The 18068-nt window shown below is 64.1% G+C and carries 19 protein-coding genes and 1 pseudogene; 10 read left to right on the forward strand and 10 right to left on the reverse strand.

The window, feature by feature from the left end; genetic code table 11:
- Positions 1-89 precede the first annotated feature (89 nt).
- Positions 90-529: pseudogene (locus tag BB28_RS02725) on the forward strand (DUF6461 domain-containing protein).
- A 45-nt stretch (positions 530-574) separates the two neighbouring features.
- On the opposite strand, the gene BB28_RS02730 reads toward BB28_RS02725, so the two are convergent.
- Positions 575-1114, reverse strand: a complete 540-nt coding sequence (locus tag BB28_RS02730) for a hypothetical protein (protein ID WP_046255476.1) — start codon at positions 1112-1114, stop codon at positions 575-577.
- A 64-nt stretch (positions 1115-1178) separates the two neighbouring features.
- The gene (locus tag BB28_RS02735) at positions 1179-2234 is read right to left on the reverse strand and encodes a ferredoxin--NADP reductase (RefSeq protein ID WP_046252427.1); all 1056 of its coding nucleotides are present in this window, start codon (positions 2232-2234) and stop codon (positions 1179-1181) included.
- Positions 2235-2534: 300 nt separating this feature from the next.
- Between BB28_RS02735 and hsaA the strand changes: the two genes are divergently transcribed.
- The 5 genes from hsaA (at position 2535) to fmdA (ending at position 6861) form a co-directional block, all read left to right on the forward strand.
- The gene (hsaA, locus tag BB28_RS02740; protein ID WP_046252428.1) at positions 2535-3722 is read left to right on the forward strand and encodes a 3-hydroxy-9,10-secoandrosta-1,3,5(10)-triene-9,17-dione monooxygenase oxygenase subunit; all 1188 of its coding nucleotides are present in this window, start codon (positions 2535-2537) and stop codon (positions 3720-3722) included.
- 26 nt (positions 3723-3748) lie between these two features.
- Entirely contained in the window at positions 3749-4660 is a 912-nt protein-coding gene (gene hsaC / locus BB28_RS02745; RefSeq protein WP_030095769.1) for an iron-dependent extradiol dioxygenase HsaC, read from the forward strand.
- The gene (gene hsaB, locus BB28_RS02750) at positions 4657-5223 is read left to right on the forward strand and encodes a 3-hydroxy-9,10-secoandrosta-1,3,5(10)-triene-9,17-dione monooxygenase reductase subunit (RefSeq protein ID WP_081252194.1); all 567 of its coding nucleotides are present in this window, start codon (positions 4657-4659) and stop codon (positions 5221-5223) included. Before hsaC ends, hsaB begins: the two co-directional genes overlap by 4 nt.
- 85 nt (positions 5224-5308) lie before the next feature.
- A complete protein-coding gene (locus tag BB28_RS24355) occupies positions 5309-5590 on the forward strand; it encodes a zinc ribbon domain-containing protein (protein ID WP_075874108.1) in 282 nt (93 codons plus the stop codon).
- Positions 5591-5604: 14 nt separating this feature from the next.
- On the forward strand, positions 5605-6861 hold the full coding sequence (fmdA, locus tag BB28_RS02755) for a formamidase (RefSeq protein ID WP_046252429.1): 1257 nt from the start codon (positions 5605-5607) through the stop codon (positions 6859-6861).
- Positions 6862-6868: 7 nt separating this feature from the next.
- On the opposite strand, the gene BB28_RS02760 is transcribed toward fmdA, so the two are convergent.
- The 3 genes from BB28_RS02760 to BB28_RS02770 form a co-directional block, all read right to left on the reverse strand.
- Positions 6869-7981, reverse strand: coding sequence for an agmatine deiminase family protein (locus BB28_RS02760; RefSeq protein WP_046252430.1), 1113 nt, complete (start codon positions 7979-7981; stop codon positions 6869-6871).
- Positions 7982-7993: 12 nt separating this feature from the next.
- On the reverse strand, positions 7994-8377 hold the full coding sequence (locus BB28_RS02765; protein ID WP_046252431.1) for a hypothetical protein: 384 nt from the start codon (positions 8375-8377) through the stop codon (positions 7994-7996).
- A 67-nt stretch (positions 8378-8444) separates the two neighbouring features.
- On the reverse strand, positions 8445-9719 hold the full coding sequence (locus BB28_RS02770; protein ID WP_046252432.1) for a hypothetical protein: 1275 nt from the start codon (positions 9717-9719) through the stop codon (positions 8445-8447).
- 144 nt (positions 9720-9863) lie between these two features.
- Between BB28_RS02770 and arr the strand changes: the two genes are divergently transcribed.
- A complete protein-coding gene (gene arr, locus BB28_RS02775; protein ID WP_046252433.1) occupies positions 9864-10289 on the forward strand; it encodes an NAD(+)--rifampin ADP-ribosyltransferase in 426 nt (141 codons plus the stop codon).
- 18 nt (positions 10290-10307) lie between these two features.
- Here arr and BB28_RS02780 read toward each other — a convergent pair whose 3' ends face one another.
- From BB28_RS02780 to BB28_RS02800, 5 genes are read right to left on the reverse strand one after another with little or no spacing between them, the layout of a single operon-like run.
- The gene (locus tag BB28_RS02780; RefSeq protein ID WP_030095763.1) at positions 10308-10682 is read right to left on the reverse strand and encodes a DoxX family protein; all 375 of its coding nucleotides are present in this window, start codon (positions 10680-10682) and stop codon (positions 10308-10310) included.
- Between the two features lie 22 nt (positions 10683-10704).
- Positions 10705-11658 carry an acyl-CoA dehydrogenase IpdE2 gene (gene ipdE2 / locus BB28_RS02785; RefSeq protein WP_046252434.1) on the reverse strand — a complete coding sequence of 318 codons (954 nt, stop codon included), beginning with the start codon at positions 11656-11658 and terminating at the stop codon, positions 10705-10707.
- A complete protein-coding gene (locus tag BB28_RS02790) occupies positions 11655-12608 on the reverse strand; it encodes an acyl-CoA dehydrogenase family protein (RefSeq protein ID WP_046252435.1) in 954 nt (317 codons plus the stop codon). Before BB28_RS02790 ends, ipdE2 begins: the two co-directional genes overlap by 4 nt.
- Entirely contained in the window at positions 12605-13765 is a 1161-nt protein-coding gene (locus BB28_RS02795; RefSeq protein WP_046252436.1) for an acyl-CoA dehydrogenase family protein, read from the reverse strand. Before BB28_RS02795 ends, BB28_RS02790 begins: the two co-directional genes overlap by 4 nt.
- Entirely contained in the window at positions 13765-15336 is a 1572-nt protein-coding gene (locus BB28_RS02800) for a FadD3 family acyl-CoA ligase (protein ID WP_046252437.1), read from the reverse strand. The genes BB28_RS02795 and BB28_RS02800 overlap by 1 nt, the downstream gene beginning before the upstream one ends.
- Before the next feature lie 99 nt (positions 15337-15435).
- Here BB28_RS02800 and ipdE1 point away from each other — a divergent pair, with 99 nt between their 5' ends.
- From ipdE1 to BB28_RS02815, 3 genes are all read left to right on the forward strand, one after another.
- The gene (gene ipdE1 / locus BB28_RS02805; RefSeq protein WP_046255478.1) at positions 15436-16578 is read left to right on the forward strand and encodes an acyl-CoA dehydrogenase IpdE1; all 1143 of its coding nucleotides are present in this window, start codon (positions 15436-15438) and stop codon (positions 16576-16578) included.
- Positions 16579-17367: a (5R,7aS)-5-hydroxy-7a-methyl-1-oxo-2,3,5,6,7,7a-hexahydro-1H-indene-carboxyl-CoA reductase gene (ipdF, locus tag BB28_RS02810; RefSeq protein ID WP_046252438.1), complete on the forward strand. Its 789-nt coding sequence runs from the start codon at positions 16579-16581 to the stop codon at positions 17365-17367.
- 61 nt (positions 17368-17428) lie between these two features.
- Positions 17429-18052: a TetR/AcrR family transcriptional regulator gene (locus BB28_RS02815; RefSeq protein WP_162269711.1), complete on the forward strand. Its 624-nt coding sequence runs from the start codon at positions 17429-17431 to the stop codon at positions 18050-18052.
- Positions 18053-18068: the final 16 nt, after the last annotated feature.

Below are 18068 nucleotides of genomic sequence, written 5' to 3' on the forward strand. Positions count from 1 at the left end.
GCCTGACCAATTGTTGTCGCATAGACGCGGGCAGCACACCTACATGGTCAGAGCGGGTGCTCGGTCTGCCGCGCTAGTGTGGCAGCACTATGGCTGCGACGTTGGCCGACTACGCGTGGTGGAGTCAGTGGCGCCCGGATTGGGCCGAGGCGTACTGCGTGACGCTCATCAGCGGCATTACGACCGCGACGTCTCCGACTGGACCGGCGGCGGCGAATCGTCCGGGGAGCTGATTGGCGTGGCCGACATCGATGACGGGTGGGCTTTGATTGCTGAGATCAACGGCTACGTGGGGGTGACTGAGCGCCTCATCGAACCGATGTCTGTCGGACGAACGGTTGTGTCGCATTTTCGTAATGTCAACGCGGCGTATCGATTTCACTGGTGGCGAGACGGCACGCTACTTGTGGACGTGGATCTGTTGTTTCCGGCAGCGCGGTTTGGGGCCGATCCCGATGCGCTGGCTGAAGATATCCGTGATGTAGGTATCCCGCTCGACAGGCCCGACGATATCGCCGCAGTTGTTTGAGTGCAGCGATTTCCTCGCTGCATACATCCGCCAGCCGGGTGACGGTTAGCTGAAGCGGGCCTGTGCGCAGGCGTCGGGCGAGATCACGCTCCGGCCACCGATACTGGCCTCCACGTGGCTGCACACGATGTAGTCGGCGTCGAGCTTGGGTTGCCCGGTCGCCCAGTCGGTTGGCTGGGTGGTGCCGGTGATCCGGAAGCGGTCGACGTCACCTCCACCGAAGTAGACGGTGGTGAGCAGCCAGGTGCTACCGCCGTTGTGCTCCACGGTGTTCGGATTGTCGGCCCATTGCACCCAGAGATAGTTCATCCGGTCCGAGGTACGCAGCTCGGTGGTCTGCTTGGCCCACAGATCACCCCCGAATCCCTCAATCCCGTTGGGGGTCCGAAGGTTGAAGCTCGCGGTGTAATAGCACTGCCGTTCGACCTTGCGGCAGTCGGCCGTGGCGTGCACCTCGAGCTGACGCCCCTCGTCGACGGGCGTGCTGACGTCGGTGGTTTTGACCTCGGCGGTGGCCGTACCCGGGAAGACCAGGGAAGTGACCACCAGTGATACGGCGGCCAGTGCCGCTTTCAGGGAGCTCATGATGGGGGAATCGTATCGGCCCGATGAGGCCGCGTCGCTGAGATCTTTTTTCTGAACCCGGCGTTCACTCATCAAAGGTGACGTTGACATCGTCGGTCTCGGGAACCGCCTGGCACGCCAGGATGTACCCGTCATCGAGGTCGTTCTGCGACAGCGCGTCGTTGACGAGCATGCGGACCTTGCCGTCCTTCAAGATGCAGGCGCAGGTCATGCAGTGCCCCTCGCGGCAAGAGAACGGCGCGTCCAGTCCCTTTGCGAGTAGGACGTCGAGCAGGACGGTGCTCCGTGGCCAGCTGACCGTGTGGGTCTCGCCGTCGAGTTCGACGGTGGCCGTGGCGGGCGGTTCATCGTCGTCGGAGGGCTCGGCCAGCACCACCTCGGCGAACGGGTCGCTCTCCAGGGAACGGAAAACCTCGACATGCACGCGATCCGCGGGCATGCCGTTGCCCTTGAGCGCGGCCTCCGAGGCATCCATGAACGGTCCGGGGCCACAGATGAAGGCCTCGTGTCCGGCCGCGAACGGGGCGGCCAGCGTGGCCAGGGTTTGTTGTGAGGGCAGCCCCTGGACCGATTCGAGCCAATGGATGACGGTCAACCGATCCGGATACTGCGCCGTCAGCTCGCGAAGTGCCGCACCGAAGATCACCGACCGCTCGTCGCGGTTGGCGTAGATGAGCACCACCTTGCCGCTGCCCTGTGAGAGTGCGGACTTGCAGATCGCCATCATCGGGGTGATGCCGCTACCGGCGGCCAGCAGCAGGAAGTCGCGATCGAGTTCTTTGGGGACGAAAACTCCGGAGGGTGCCAGGACGTGCATATGCATGCCGGCATGCGCGTTATCGCAGAGCCAATTGGACCCGTAACCATCGACGGTGCGTTTGACCGTGACCGTCAACCGCTCATCGATATGCGGTGAGCTGGATAGCGAGTAGCAGCGTGCCACCGATCCAGTGCGATCGGAGGGGATACGCAGCGTGAGGTACTGGCCGGGTGTGTACGCGAATTTGTCGGCCGCGTCCTCGGGGATATCGAAGACCAGCGACCGGGAGTCGGCGGTCTCGTCGATCACCTCGGCGATGCGAACCTCGAGGACGTGTTTCCCCAGCGGAACGTCCGTCACGTGATTTCCTCCGTCAGTTGTACGTCGCCCGGGGGCGATGAGCCGCTTGCGCGAAGAGCCACAGCTTCGTGGAACTAGAACAGGTTACAGAATTGACCTTTGGCCCTACAACACCGTCGTCGCTTCGTTCCAGATGAGCCCGCCTTCCTGGGGTAGGCGAGGCGGTGTCGACACAGATCGAAACGTGTTCTAGTCTCAGCAGGGAACACGCGCTACCACCGTGGGTGTACAGCGGGTGTCGCGAACTACTAGCCCTAGTTTGTGCCGACTGATGCTAACTACAGCAGTGGAGGAAATGCAGTGACGACGACCGAACAGCGGGACGAGATTCAGGCGGTTCTCGCAGGAATTGACGACCTGCTGCCGATCCTGCGCAAGCGCGCGCAGGAGACTGAGGACCTGCGGCGTCTGCCTGACGCCACGGTCGCCGAACTGCAGGAGATCGGCTTCTTCAAGCTGCTGCAGCCCTCGCAGTGGGGTGGATATGAGACCGCGCCCACCACCTTCTACGAGGCGGTGCGTCGTTTGGGCAGTGCCTGCGGCTCCACCGGTTGGGTCTCCTCGATCATCGGGGTGCACAACTGGCACCTGGCACTGTTCGACCAGAAAGCGCAGGAAGAGGTGTGGGGTGACGACACCAACGTGCGGGTGTCCTCCTCGTACGCGCCGATGGGTGCCGGTGTCGTCGTCGACGGCGGGTACCTGGTCAACGGTGCGTGGAACTGGTCCTCGGGTTGCGACCACGCCACGTGGGCGTTCCTCGGTGGCCCCGTGATCAAGGACGGCCGTCCGGTCGACTTCGGCAGCTTCCTGATCCCGCGTACCGAGTACCGGATCGACGATGTATGGAACGTCGTGGGTCTGCGTGGCACCGGCAGCAACACCGTCGTCGTCAAGGACGTGTTCGTGCCGTCGCACCGCTTCCTGTCGTACAAGAAGATGAACGACCAGACAGCCGGTGGTTACGAGACCAACACGGCACCTGTGTACAAGATGCCTTGGGGCACCATGCATCCCACCACCATCACCGCGCCGATCATAGGTATGGCCTATGGCGCCTACGACGCCCACGTCGAGGCCCAGGGTAAGCGTGTGCGCGCGGCGTACGCCGGCGAGAAGGCCAAGGATGATCCGTTCACCAAGGTGCGGGTGGCCGAGGCCGCCAGCGATATCGACGCCGGGTGGCGTCAATTGATCGGGAATGTGGGCGATGAGTACAAGCTCATCTCGGCGGGCCAGGAGGTTCCGTTCGAGCTGCGCGCCGCGGCCCGCCGCGATCAGGTGCGTGCTACTGGCCGGGCGATCGCCTCGATCGACCTGCTGTTCGAGAACTCCGGTGCTACCGCGCTGTCCAACGATGCTCCGGTCCAGCGATTCTGGCGTGATGCCCACGCCGGTCGTGTGCACGCCGCCAACGACGCCGAGCGGGCTTACCAAATCTGGGGTAACCACGCCTTCGAGCTGCCCGCCACCGACACAATGGTTTAACGCCGGGTATTAGGAGGAATCCGAGAATGGACGCCATCCGCTCACTGGGATACATGCGCATCGAGGCCACCGACATGGCGGCCTGGCGTGAGTACGGGCTCAAGATCCTCGGCATGGTCGAGGGCAAGGGCACGGTTGACGGTGCGCTGTACCTGCGCATGGACGACTTCCCTGCCCGTCTGGTGATCTTCCCCGGCCAACACGACCGGCTGTCGGTCACCGGGTGGGAGGCCGCCAACGCCGCCGGACTGCAACAGGTTCGGGAAGCGCTGGAAGCCAACGGCACTCCCTACAAGGAGGGCACCGCGCAGGAGAAGGCCGAGCGCCGTGTCGATGAGCTGATCATCTTCGAGGATCCGTCGGGCAACATCCAAGAGGTGTTCCACGGTGTCGCCCTGGAACATCGGCGGGTGGTGAGCCCGTACGGGCACAAGTTCGTCACCGAGGAGCAGGGCCTGGGGCACGTGGTGCTGTCGACCAAGAACGATGCCGAATCGCTGCACTTCTACCGAGACGTGCTGGGGTTCAAGCTGCGTGACTCCATGCGGCTCCCGCCGCAGATGCTGGGCCGTCCCGCTGACGGCGAGCCGGCCTGGCTGCGCTTCTTCGGCTGCAACCCGCGTCACCACAGCCTGGCGTTCTTGCCGATGCCGACCCCGAGCGGGATCGTGCACCTCATGGTTGAGGTGGAGAACTCCGACGATGTGGGCCTGTGCCTGGACCGCGCGCTGCGCCGCAAGGTGCCGATGTCGGCCAGCTTGGGGCGGCATGTCAACGACTTGATGCTGTCCTTCTACATGAAGACACCGGGTGGATTCGATATCGAATTCGGTTGCGAGGGACGCCAGGTCGAAGACGAGTCCTGGGTCGCGCGGGAGAGCACCGCGGTTAGCTTGTGGGGCCACGACTTCACCATCGGTGCGAAGCTGAACCAGTGACGGCCATTGACCCGCGGGCGTTCCGGAATGTGCTGGGGCAGTTCTGCACCGGCGTCACCATCATCACCACGACGCACGACGGCGAGCCTGTGGGGTTTGCGTGCCAGTCGTTCGCGGCGCTCTCGTTGGAGCCACCGCTGGTGCTGTTCTGCCCGACAAAGCAGTCGCGATCCTGGGCTGCCATCGAGGCATCGGGCAGGTTTTGCGTAAACGTGCTGGCCGAGGACCAGCGTGAGGTTTCGGCGCGGTTCGGCTCACGAGAGCCGGATAAGTTCGCTGGAATAGATTGGCATCCATCGGGTCTGGGATCACCAATCATCGACGGGTCGCTGGCGCACATCGACTGCGAGGTCGCCACCGTCCACGACGGCGGAGACCATTGGGTGGTGTTCGGGTCGGTCAACGAATTGAGTGAGATCCCCGAGAACCCGACGGCCACCCGGCCGCTGCTGTTCTACCGAGGGCAGTACACCGGCATCGAGCCCGACAAGACCACGCCCGCCGATTGGCGCAATGACCTGGAGGCGTTCCTCACCGCCACCACCGAGGACACCTGGTTGTAACCGGCCTGCCATCGATTTCCCCTGCAGGCCTGACCGATCCGGCGTAACGTCTCAGATCCAGGTGCTACCTCGGTGAGGGCGGGTCATGGCGTTGTACGAGTATCGCTGCACGAGCTGCGGCAGTACGTCGCGGAATTTTCCCTTGGCGACCGCCCCCGATAACGTGCCCTGCCCCGGCTGCCCTGGGTCGGCGCACCGGGTTTTCGGCATAGCCGGGATGAGTCGTGGCACCTCGTCTCGCATGCGTCTGCTCGACGATACCCGGCGCAGTGCCTGTGAGCCGTCGGTGGTGGCTGCGCCGCCCACCGCGCGCCGATCGATTCCAGTGACGTCAAATCCGTTGCATCGCAAGTTACCTCGTCCCTGATCGGAAGGATTGCCATGCCCGAAGTGTTGTTCCCGTTGGATTCGAGCAAGAAGTTCACCGAACAACAGATCGTCGGGCATAACCGTTGGCACCCCGACATTCCGCCGGCCGCCGTCGTCAAACCCGGTACTTCATTTCGGGTGCACTGCCGCGAATGGTTCGACGGTGCGATCCACAATGACGACTCCGCCGACGACATCCGTGACGCACCACTGACCACCGTGCACGCACTGTCGGGGCCGTTCTCGGTGGAGGGTGCGCAGCCGGGGGACCTGCTGATCGTCGACATTCTCGATGTGGGCCCGATTCCTCAGGAAGACTCCGGGCCACTGGCCGGGCAGGGCTGGGGTTACACCGGCATCTTCCCGACGACCAACGGTGGTGGATTCCTCACCGAGCAGTTTCCCGATGCGTACAAGGCGATTTGGGACTTCTCGGGTCAAACCGCAACCTCACGCCACATCCCCGGCGTCAGCTTCACCGGGATTGTGCATCCCGGGCTGATGGGGACGGCGCCGTCGGCGGAATTGCTGACGCGCTGGAACGCCCGTGAGGGTGCGCTGATCGCCACTGACCCCTATCGTGTTCCCGCACTGGCTCTTCCGCCAGAACCCAGGGATGCGGTACTTGGTGGGCTTACCGGCGACACCTTTGACAGGGCGGCGGAGGAGGCGGCCAGGACCGCGCCACCCCGGGAGAACGGCGGCAATCAGGACATCAAGAATCTGACCAAGGGCAGCCGGGTGTTCTACCCGGTGTTCGTGCCTGGCGGCAAGCTGTCGGTGGGTGACCTGCATTTCTCGCAGGGAGACGGCGAGATCACGTTCTGCGGAGCCATTGAGATGGGTGGCTTCATCGATCTGCATGTCGACGTGCTCAAGGGCGGGATGGACACCTACGGGGTGTCGGAGAACGCGATCTTCATGCCGGGTAACACCGATCCGCAGTACTCGCAATGGCTGGCCTTCTCGGGGACCTCGGTCACTCTCGACGACGAACAGCGCTATCTGGATTCACATTTGGCGTATCAGCGGGCCTGCCTGCATGCCATCGATTACCTGACAAAGTTCGGCTACAGCCCGGAGCAGGCCTATCTCCTACTGGGTGCAGCGCCCATCGAGGGGCGACTGTCCGGTGTCGTCGATATCCCGAATTCCTGTGCCACTGTTTATATCCCGACGGCGATCTTCGATTTTCCGGTGACGCCGTCCGCATCGGGTCCGGTGCAGATCGATCCCGGGCCCGGCGCGCCGCGTTCGGTGGTGAGCTGAGGGCGGCCTATCGCGGTTCCTGCTGGGTGGCGCAGTGGATGCCGCCACCGCCCGCGGCGATACCGTCGATGTCGAGCTGGACCACCCTGCGTCCGGGAAAGACGGCTTCCAGGGTGGATTTGGCTGCCGTGTCGGCGTCCGGGTCTCCGAACTCGGGAGCGATGACGCCGCCATTGCACACATAGAAGTTGATGTAACCCGCTGCGAAGTCCTCTGATTCGAAGTCATCGCGCCCCTGCTCGGGTGCCTCGAGTACTTCCACGCGCAGTGGACGCCCGGCCGCATCCGTTGTTTTTTCGAGGATGTCGAGATGCCGGCGCGTCACGTCGTAGTCGAACGAGTCGGGGTCGTTATCCAACCCTGCGACGACGATGCCCGGTCCTGCGAATCGCGCGTAGAAATCGGTGTGACCATCAGTGATGTCCATGCCCGCGATGCCCGGTAGCCAAACGATTTTCTGAAGACCAAGTAGGCGCCGCAGCTCTGCCTCGACATCCTGTTTGGAGCGTCCCCGGTTGCGGTTGTTGTTGAGGACGCAACTCTCGGTGATGATCGCGGTGCCCTCCCCATCAACCTCGATACCGCCTCCTTCGAGCACGAGATCGGTGTGAAGGACCCGCACTCCAGCGCGCTTGGCGACCTCGGCGGCGACCTTGGCGTCGGAGTCGTGCTTCTGCTTGTTGCCCCAGCCGTTGAAGTTGAAATCAACAGCTGCCTTGCCGGTTTCGTTGCGGACGAAGACCGGCCCGCTGTCACGAATCCATAGGTCATCCAGCGGTGCGGGAACCAATTCCACATTGGGTCCGGCCAATTGGCGCGCCAGTTCGATCTCCTGCGGTCGTACCAGCATCGACACCGGTTCGAACTGTGAGATGGCCTGGGCGATCGCACCCAGATTCTGCTGGACCTTTCGGTTCAGCCGCCGGCCCCAGATCTCGTCACTGGCGCCGAAGGCCATCCAGGTTCGCAGGTGTGGTTCGCCCTCGTCGGGCATGCGCCAGGTCTCGCCGTCGCTCACCTCGCCATTATCGTGCGGCTCGTCGGTAGTGTCCGCGCAGGAAGTCAGCGCGAGGCCCGCTGCCACTGCCGTTCCGAGTTGGAGCAGGTGTCGTCGGCGCATATCCAGATTGTGCTACCCCCGGCGGCTCAGCGCCGAAACCAGCCCCTCCGGGTCAGTGAGACTGAGTTGCAGGCCGCCGACCGGGCCGAAGGACATCGGTGCTTTCGGTTTGATCGGCGGCGCGTACTGAATGTCGACAATGCCCTCGCGTGAACCGTTGACGAGCCAACCGGTACCGCTGGCGTGCACGCCCCATGCCAACGGCTTCTCCGTGCGAACGACTGCCGAGCGGATGCTCGTCAGCGGGATTGTGATGGCAAAGGCCCATCCGTGCTTGACGGTCAATACGCCGTCGGAGATTCGGATGATGGTGCGACGTGTTCCCAGCCCCATCGCCGTGGCGATCGGTAGGTACCAACGGTCATAGCGCAGCGTGAAGTCCGCGGTTGTCGGCATGCGCCCAACGTACCCGAGTGGGCAAATGCATTTCCATCGATATGCAGGGCGTTAAATGTTCTGGCAATTAGTCGCCATACCAGCGCCCGGCGTGTTCGGCGTGTGTCGACAGGTAGGCGCCCGGGCCGAAGTGCGTGTCGTAGAAGCCCAGATCGATGTTCTGAGCCTGCAAATACATCAAGACATGGACGGTCGGAACGGTGCCGGGAATCTTTCCGAAGGTGTCGTAAATGTACGAGGCCTCCGTCGTAACGATCTCCTGGATTGCCTCGGCTGGTAACGCGGCCGCGCGCACCTTGCGTGAATCCGCCCAGGCGCCAGGGGTGTCGGGGTGGAAGGGGCCGCCGGGGCCGTACTTGCGCTCGATGTACTTCTGGACGCCCGCCGCGACCGTCGGTACATGTGGGGGACTGAGGGTTTCGAAGAATCCATCCAGACCGGTGGCATTCGGAAATGGCCACCGATCGTCGTTGTCGGAACGGAACCCGATACCGGGTGCACGTGGGTCCCCGGAGCCGCCGAGCACCGAAAGCCGGTCGAGCCCGTCGAACATCCATCCACCCAGCCCGAGCGCTTGAAGGAGGAGCACCCCATTGTGAGTTGCGGTGGCCAGTTCGGCGCTGGCCTCGGTGAGCGTGTACTGCTCCACAAAAGACAACGGAATGGGGTCGTCGTAATTCCTTAAACTGCTGAACTTTTCGGTGCCGGGAATGCTCCGGTTGTTGACATCGTCGTAGACCAGGTAGCCGTTCGCGGCGAAGAAAGACAGGTTCGCGATCAGGTGCTCTGCCAGATCGGCCACCGGGAAGGCCAGCAGGCTGCCCGGGTGATTCCCGATCCAGGTGTTGTGGCCCTCCATGTACGGCTCCTCTCGCGGCAGTTCCAGACGTTTGTCCGAAATCCGCACATAGGAGTCCGCGGTGTGGGTGATCCAGTCCTCGATGGACGCGAACTCGCGAGGGGGTTCATCACGTGTCGGCAGCAGGTAGATCCCGGTGTCATCGGTGAAGAAGAGCTGGCTGGTGTGAAATCCGGCGGCGGAGGGAAAGGTGCGTCCAGTCGCACTGCCGGAATAGTTCGGGAACGCGGGGGCGTATCCGGGGTGATAAGTGATGCCATAGTGCCATCCGGTTACACCCCCCACCACCGAAAGGATCAGCGCCCGTTCGACTTCCGATATCGGTCTGACTGGATGACTGCTGGTGTAGGCGAGCGGCCCGTCGGGAATGCGTCCGCCGAGAGGGAAGCGTCGGGACCGGCGCCCGGTGATCGCTGCCAGCAGCGGAAACGTAGTGACCTGTGCCAGGGCTTCGCGTTCGCGGTCGGATATTTGCAGCGTCATGGATCAAGCCGACCATTGAGCGGTTGTGGGGTCAACCTTTTGGCTTGTCCCCTTTCAAAATATGTCACGAAGGGGGGCTTGCGGCAAGGCCCCCATCGTGACGCACAATCCTGCGACCACGAATTTCGACTGATGGGAACGGGTATGACGATGCCGAACTTTTTCGAGGCGCACGAGTCGGGCGCCTACTTCCATGGCACCAAGGCCGACCTCGAGATAGGAGATCTGTTGACCCCCGGGCATCTGTCGAACTACGAAGAGGGCCGCGTCATGAACCACGTCTACGTGACGAGGACACTGATCGGCGCGGGACTCGCCGCCATCATGGCCAAAGGCGAGGGCAGGGGTCATGTCTACATCGTGGAACCGGAGGGCACCCTGGAAGATGATCCGAACGTGACGGACAAGAAGTTCCCCGGGAATCCGACCCACTCCTACCGCAGCCGGGAGCCCGTCCGCATCGTGGGTGAGGTCGAAGACTGGGTGGGGCCTCCGCCTGAATTCATGGAGAAGTTCCTTGCGGGGCTTGACGATCTCCAGCGCAAGGGAAACGCCGTCATCTACGACTAGACGTGCGCTGGCAGGCCGTTACGCGGTCCGGCGCACCTTCAGGGCCTCGGTGATCATCGGGATCTGCAACGGTAGCCGGGCGATGGCGCCGAGTTTGAGTGGCAGCGGCTTGTCCCACCACTGCCGCGCCATGTTGATGTTCGCGGGGAAGACGGCGATGAACAGGAGCGCCGCGAGCGTACCGCCGAGCCTGCGTGTCTTCGGGGCCAGCAGCAGCGCACCGGTTCCGAGCTCGGCAACACCCGAGGCGTACGTGTAGAACCGGGCTTCACCAGGCAGCTGGGCCGGGACGATGTCGTCGAAGGGTTTGGGCGCGACGAAATGTACGACGCCGACGCCGAGGAGCACGGCGGCGAGCCGGTAGGCGGGCCAGGGGCTGGCTTTGGTCTGCATGCCCGGAGTCTAGGCCGGGAACCTACAGTCCCGCGGCGCTCTGCAGGCTTGGGAGTAGCTGACGTGGTGTTCCCAGCAGCAGCGCGCTGCCGTGTGCGCGCTTGAAGTAGAGGTGGGCGTCGTGCTCCCAGGTGATGGCGATACCGCCGTGCAACTGGATCGAGTCCGCGGCAACTGCCGAGAGTGCCTCGCTGGCCTTGATTCTCGCTACGGTCGCGGCCTCGGCGGTGAGGTCTTGGATGGACTGGTACACGATGGCGCGTGCGGACTCAACCAGTACATACAGATCGGCCATCCGGTGTTTGAGGGCCTGGAAGCTGCCGATCGTACGGCCGAACTGCACCCTGGTCTTGGTGTATTCGACGGTGAGTTCCAGGGCGCGTGCCGCTGCGCCCACCTGCTCGGCGGCCAGCAGTAGCCCGGCCTTGTCGATCAGTCCTGGGGCAGTGCCGATCGGTTCGTTTCCGCTGACCACGACTGCGGCGAGTCGGCGGGTGGGATCCATCGTGGACAACGCAGTAGCGGTGAGGTTCTCCGCTCGGTGTACTTCGTCGCCGTCCAGGGTGAGCACTACATCGGCGATAGCTCCGTTGAGGACGTATCCCGGGTCGAAGGCCACCGCACCGATCGATTCACCGGCCGCCAGCGATTCCAGTAGTTCACCCTGGTAGCCGGCGTCGAGGAGGGCCAGCTCCGCCCACAGGGTGCCCATCAGCGGGCTGGGCACCAGCCCACGGCCGAGTTCTTCCACCACGACGGCCGCGTCCGCGAGCTCGCCTCCGGCACCGCCCAACTCCTCCGGAACCAGCAACGCTGCCGCTCCGACCTGCTCACACAGGACGGTCCACAGGTTCTCGTCGAAGCCTCGCTCGGATTCCATCGCCTTGCGCACCGCTGCCGAGTCGGCTCGTTTGGTCACCAAAGAACGGACGGTGTCACGCAGCATCTGCCGTTCGTCGTTTGAGGAAGTACTCACAGTGCCTCCAGTACACGCGCACGGTGCCATTCCGGTGTGCCCCACGCCGCCGTCAGCGCCCGCACCTTGAGGATCCACAGCGAAAGGTCGTATTCGGCGGTGAAGCCGATGGCGCCATGAGTCTGTAGAGAAGAGCGCGCGGCAAGGTAGGCGGCCTTGCCGGCGGCGACCTTCGCGGCGCTCACATCGCGAGCGGCGGTGGGGGATTCGTCGGCGAGGGCCAGTGCGGCGCCGTACACCAAAGGGCGTGCCAGCTCCAGCGCGATGTGTACATCGGCCAGTTTGTGCTTGACGGCCTGGTAGGAGCCGATCGGCCGGCCGAACTGGGAACGCTGCTTGGCGTACTCCACGGCGCGGTCCAGCAGGGCCTGTCCGGCGCCGACCAGCTGTGCCGAAATAGCAAGCACACCAAAGTCGATGGCACGGCTGGTGTCCACGGAGACACCGCCGCCGGTCGGCGTCACGTCGAACAGCCGACGGGCGGCATCGATCGACTCATGCTGCGGGCCGGCTTGCCCCTCACGGAATCCGATGTCATCGGCGATGAGCACCAGACCGGCGACGTCCGCATCGAGCGCGCGCGGAGCGATGGGTGGTGCGGCCACGGTGGCGATGAGTTCTCCGGCGGCAAGTTGTGCGGACCGTTCGTCCTCAACCAACAAGACCGGTGCCACCACGAGCGATTCGACAACGGGTCCGGGTACCGCCCACTTGCCCAAGCTCTCAAGGGCGACAACCAGATCGATGGGGTGTGCCCCGATGCCGTCATACTTCTCGGATACCGCGAGGGCCGTGACGCCGAGGTCGGCCAGCGTTGACCACACGGCCAGCCCGGGTTCGTGATTGCCGGCGGCCCACGCGCGCGCCGCGCCGGGAACGTCGGCCGCCGACAGGGCGGCATCGATGCTGGCGGCGAAATCCCGCTGCTGAGTGTCCAGATCGAACCTCACTTGGCACCTCCCGTGCGAGCGCTTGCGCTGCTTTCCCTGGGGAGGCCCAAGATGCGCTCGGCGATGATGTTGCGCTGAATCTCATTGGTACCCGCGTAGATCGGGCCGCCGAGGGAGAACAGATACCCGTCGGTCCACGGCCCGGTCAGTTCGCCATCTGCGCCGCGTAGATCGAAGGCCGCCTCGTGCAGGGCGACATCCAATTCGGACCAGAACACCTTGGTGATCGAGGACTCGGCACCCAGCTCGCCGCCACCCGTCAGCCGGGTGACGGTGCCGAAGGTGTGCAGCCGGTAGGCCTGTGCCGCTATCCAGGCATCCGCTACGCGTTCGGAAGCGAACCCGTTGTCCGGAACCGATTTCCACAAGTCCACCAGCCGATCGGCGGTGGCCAGGAAACGGCCGGGGCTGCGCAGTGACATGCCGCGCTCATTGCTTGAGGTGCTCATGGCCACGCGCCAGCCGTCGTGCACCCCGCCGATGACGTCCTCGTCAGGAACGAATACGTCGTCCAGGAAAATCTCGGCGAAGCCGGGGTCGCCGTCGAGCTGCGGGATGGGGCGCACCGTGACGCCCTCGGCCTTGAGGTCGAACATGAAGTAGGTCAATCCCTGATGGCGCTGGGCCGCCGGGTCGGATCGGAACAGCCCGAATGCCCAGTCCGCGAAGGGTGCTCGCGAGCTCCAGATCTTCTGACCGGACAGGCGCCAGCCCCCGTCGACCTTGCGGGCTGGGGAGCGCAGCGAGGCCAGGTCACTACCGGATTCCGGCTCCGACCATGCCTGCGCCCATATCTCCTCACCATTGGCCATTTTGGGCAGGATGCGATCCAGTTGATCCTTGGTGCCATGCGCGAACAACGTCGGGCCCAGCAGGAACATGCCGTTCTGGCTGATGCGCGCCGGGGCTCCCGCCTTGAAGTACTCCTCCTCGAAGATCACCCACTGCAGCAGGGTGACGTCACGACCGCCGTACTCCCTGGGCCAGGACACCGCGGAGAATCCCGCATCGTAGAGGGTGCGCTCCCATTGTCGGTGCGCCACCGCACCTTCCGGGGAGTCGTAGGAGGGCAGTGGCGGGTTCGGGACGTTGGCGGCGAGGAACTCACGCACCTCCGCCCGGAATGCCTCGGTCTCGTCGTCAAGCAATAGGTCCATTACGCAGACTCCTCGTGCATGGCGCGCAGGGTGGGTTTGACCACCTTGCCGCCCAGGTTGCGGGGAAGTTCGTCGAGAAACTCGACGAACCGCGGTTTCTTGAAGTTCGCCACATGCTGTGCGCAGTAATCGATTACTGCCTGCGAGTCCAGAATTGCATCGGGCTTGCGCACGATGTACGCCTTACCGACCTCGCCGAGGCGCGCATCGGGAACGCCGATCACGGCGGCATCGGACACACCCTCCAGGCGCATCAGGACCTGCTCGATCTCGGCGGGATACACGTTGAACCCGCCGCAGATGTACATGTCCTTGAGGCGGTCGGTGATGGTGAGATTGCCCCGCTCGTCGAGCTTGCCGATATCACCGGTGTGCAACCAGCCATCGGAGTCGATGGTGTCGGCGGTGGCCTGCGGATCGTCGAGATAGCCCTTCATGACATTGGCACTGCGCAGCAGCACTTCGCCCTCGTCGCCAGGTTTTTGCGCGCCGTCGATCCGCAGCTCGTAGCCAATCATCGGGCGCCCGCAGGTGGTCGCGACGGTGACCGCGTCGTCATCGGAGCGGCAGATTGTGGCGAAACCCTGAGTCTCGGTGAGGCCGTAGGCGGTAAGCACCAGATCGAAATCCAGTTCAGATTGCATGCGTTCGATGAGCACCACCGGGACGACGGCCGCACCCGTGACCGAGTACCGCAGCGAGGTCAGGTTGTAGTTCTTGCGTGCCGGATGGTCGAGCAGCATCTGGAAGATGGTCGGCGCGCCGGGCAGCACGGTGATCTGGTGCTCCTGGACCGCGGCCATGGCCTTTTCGGGGTCGAAGGTCAGCTGCGGCATGAGTGCCGCGCCGGTCTGCAGGCAGGCCAGGATGCCCGCCTTGTACCCGAAGTTGTGGAAGAACGGATTGACGCAGAGATAGCGGTCGTTTTCGGTGAATTCGCCGTAGGTGGCCCAGGCCAGGGAGGCGGCCAGCGGTTGACGGTGCATGCACAGCACGCCCTTGCTGCGCCCGGTGGTGCCGGAGGTGAAAAGGATGTCGCTGATGTCCTCGGACTCGACGGTGTCCCGCCGGGCGTCGATGTCCTCGTCGGTGACGTCGTTTCCGTGCGCGACGAACTCGTCCCAGTCGGATCGGTCGCCGGCCTCCACCGCGACCCGCACGATGTGCCGCAGGTCGGGGAGCGTTGCGGCGTCCAGCTGGGTGATGCGGTCCGAACCGAGGAAGACCCCGACAGACACCAGCACGCGGGCCTGGCTGCGCTGCAGAATGTCGGTCGCCTCGTCGACGGTGTAGCGGGTATTCATCGGGACGACGGCGGCCCCCGCGTACTGCGCACCCAGGCAGGCGATGGGCCAATGCCAGGAATTGGGGGACCAGATGGCCACGCGATCGCCGTGCTCGACCCCGAGTGCGATCAGCGCTGCGGCGAAGCGCCGCGCACGGGTGCGAAGTTCTGAGAAGGTCAGCCAGGAGCCGTCCGCGTAGAGGGCGTCGCGACTGCCGAAACGGGCTGCTGCCTGGTCCAACGCTGCAGGGATGGTGAGTTCGGGTGTCTGCTGCGCCGACTCCATACGCGTCCGACCCACCTTCCAATAACAAGCAAGTGCTTGGTAGGTTAGCCTACAGGTGTGGGTGAGTTCCAAGCGGCTTCCGAGCGTCCGTTGTCGGAGATATCCGACGATCAGGTGCGTGCCGAGATCCGGGAATGGCTGGCCGAGAACCTTGTCGGCGAGTTCACCGAGCTGAAGGGCCTGGGCGGCCCGGGCAGTGAGCACGAGGCCTTCGAAGAGCGCCTCGCCTGGAACCGTCACCTGGCCGCCGCGGGCTGGACCTGCCTGGGCTGGCCCGTCGAGCACGGCGGTCGCGGAGCCACCGTGAGTCAGCGCGTCATCTTCTATGAGGAGTACGCGCGCGCCGAGGCGCCGCACAAGGTCAATCACCTGGGCGAGGAGCTGCTCGGACCGACGCTCATCGCCTACGGCACCCCTGAGCAGCAGCGGCGCTTCCTCCCGGCTATCCGCGATGTCACTGAGCTGTGGTGCCAGGGATATTCGGAACCCGGCGCGGGGTCGGACCTCGCGAACGTGTCCACCACCGCGGTGCTGGACGGTGATGAATGGGTGATCAACGGGCAGAAGGTGTGGACCTCGCTGGCGCTGCAATCACAGTGGTGCTTCGTGGTCGCGCGTACCGAACCCGGATCGGCGCGACACAAGGGTCTGTCGTATCTGCTGGTGCCCCTTGAGCAGCCAGGTGTCCAGATCCGCCCGATCATTCAGCTGACCGGCACCTCGGAGTTCAACGAGGTGTTCTTCGACAGTGCGCGCACCGCCGCCGATCTGGTGGTAGGCGAGCCCGGCGATGGCTGGCGGGTCGCCATGGGCACCCTGACCTTCGAGCGTGGTGTCTCGACCTTGGGTAACCAGATCACCTATGCCCGTGAGCTTTCGCGGCTTGTCGAGCTTGCCAAGTCCAACGGTTCGGCGGACGACCCCGCGATCCGTGAGCGCCTGGCCCAGGCTTACGTGGGGCTTCGTACCATGCGTGCCTACGCGCTGGCCACCATGGACGAGGAGCGTCCCGGCCAGGACAATGTGTCAAAGCTGTTGTGGGCCAACTGGCATCGCGACCTGGGCGAGTTGGCGATGGAGATCATCGGAAAGTCGACCCTGTTGACCGATGACGGCGAGATGGACGAATGGCAGCGTCTGTTCCTCTTCTCCCGTGCCGACACGATTTACGGCGGCTCCAATGAGATCCAACGCAACATCATCTCCGAGCGGGTGCTCGGACTACCCAGAGAGGCGCGCTAAGTGAGCTTGTCCCAGGCACCGAAAGAGATTGACGGACACGGTCTTCTGAAGGGCAAGGCAGTCGTCGTGACCGCAGCCGCCGGAACCGGGATCGGCTCGTCGACCGCGCGCCGTGCTCTGGCCGAGGGTGCCGACGTGGTCGTTTCCGACTATCACGAGCGCCGCCTCGCCGAGACGCGCGACGAGCTCGCGGCCCTCGGGCTGGGCAAGGTGGCCGCGGTGGTGTGTGATGTCACCTCTACCGCGGCAGTCGACGCACTCATCGTCGAATCCGTTGCTGCGCTGGGCCGTATCGACGTACTGGTGAACAACGCCGGGCTCGGCGGTGAGACTCCCGTCGCCGATATGACCGATGAACAGTGGGACCGAGTTCTCGATGTCACCTTGACCTCCACGTTCCGCGCGACCCGCGCGGCCCTGCGGTACTTCCGCGAGGCCGGTCACGGTGGTGTCATCGTCAACAACGCGAGCGTGCTGGGCTGGCGCGCGCAGTACGGACAATCGCATTACGCCGCCGCCAAGGCCGGCGTCATGGCTCTCACGCGATGCAGCGCCATCGAGGCCGTCGAGCATGGCGTACGCATCAACGCGGTGGCCCCGAGCATTGCCCGGCACAAGTTCCTCGACAAGGTGACATCCTCGGATTTGCTGGACAAACTGTCTTCCGATGAGGCATTCGGTCGCGCCGCCGAGCCGTGGGAGATTGCCTCCACCATTGCCTTCCTGGCCAGCGATTACTCGAGCTATCTGACCGGTGAGGTCATCTCGGTGTCGAGCCAGCGGGCGTGACATGCGCCATTAAGCGGTGACCAAACAAGCGCTTGGTTGATACAGTAGGGAGGTGGACAAGGTGGCAGAAGTGCGAGAGTCGGACGCTCTTCGCGCAAGCGGTTCATCGCAGCCGTCGCGGCGTGACGAACTGCTGAGTCTTGCGGCTGCCATGTTCGCAGAGCGTGGCCTGCGCGCTACCACGGTGCGCGACATCGCCGATGCCGCCGGAATCCTGTCGGGCAGTCTGTATCACCACTTCGATTCCAAAGAGGCGATCGTCGACGAACTGCTGCGCGATTTCCTCGAGGGACTCTTCGCCCGGTATCGCGAGATTGCCGCTGCCAACCTGAACCCCGTCGACACGCTTAAGGGACTGTTCCTGGCCTCGTTCGACGCGATCGAAACCAAGCACGCACAGGTCGCCATCTACCAGGCGGAAGCACCTCGGCTGCTGTCGCAGGAGCGGTTCGCCTATCTGAACGAACTCAACACCGAGCAGCGCGAGTTATGGCTCGAAGTGCTGCGCGACGGCATCGCTCAGGGCTACTTCCGTCCCGATCTTGATGTGGCAGTGGTGTACCGGTTCATTCGCGACGCAACATGGGTGTCGGTGCGCTGGTTCCGTCCGGGCGGTTCGCGCACGGCGCAGGAAGTCGCCGAACAGTACCTTTCGATAGTCCTCGGCGGGATTACCGTCGATTAGTCTGGGAAATAAGGAG

The organism is Mycobacteroides chelonae CCUG 47445, from assembly GCF_001632805.1.
GTDB lineage: Bacteria > Actinomycetota > Actinomycetes > Mycobacteriales > Mycobacteriaceae > Mycobacterium > Mycobacterium chelonae.

Excerpts from the sequence above, each read along its gene's own strand:
- fmdA (WP_046252429.1), top strand. The coding sequence starts at position 5,605 with ATGCCCGAAGTGTTGTTCCCGTTGGATTCGAGCAAGAAGTTCACCGAA.
- BB28_RS24355 (WP_075874108.1), top strand. The coding sequence starts at position 5,309 with ATGGCGTTGTACGAGTATCGCTGCACGAGCTGCGGCAGTACGTCGCGG.
- BB28_RS02730 (WP_046255476.1), bottom strand. The coding sequence starts at position 1,114 with ATGAGCTCCCTGAAAGCGGCACTGGCCGCCGTATCACTGGTGGTCACT.
- BB28_RS02795 (WP_046252436.1), bottom strand. The coding sequence starts at position 13,765 with ATGGACCTATTGCTTGACGACGAGACCGAGGCATTCCGGGCGGAGGTG.
- BB28_RS02780 (WP_030095763.1), bottom strand. The coding sequence starts at position 10,682 with ATGCAGACCAAAGCCAGCCCCTGGCCCGCCTACCGGCTCGCCGCCGTG.
- BB28_RS02800 (WP_046252437.1), bottom strand. The coding sequence starts at position 15,336 with ATGGAGTCGGCGCAGCAGACACCCGAACTCACCATCCCTGCAGCGTTG.
- arr (WP_046252433.1), top strand. The coding sequence starts at position 9,864 with ATGACGATGCCGAACTTTTTCGAGGCGCACGAGTCGGGCGCCTACTTC.
- BB28_RS02770 (WP_046252432.1), bottom strand. The coding sequence starts at position 9,719 with ATGACGCTGCAAATATCCGACCGCGAACGCGAAGCCCTGGCACAGGTC.
- BB28_RS02765 (WP_046252431.1), bottom strand. The coding sequence starts at position 8,377 with ATGCCGACAACCGCGGACTTCACGCTGCGCTATGACCGTTGGTACCTA.
- BB28_RS02760 (WP_046252430.1), bottom strand. The coding sequence starts at position 7,981 with ATGCGCCGACGACACCTGCTCCAACTCGGAACGGCAGTGGCAGCGGGC.
- hsaC (WP_030095769.1), top strand. The coding sequence starts at position 3,749 with ATGGACGCCATCCGCTCACTGGGATACATGCGCATCGAGGCCACCGAC.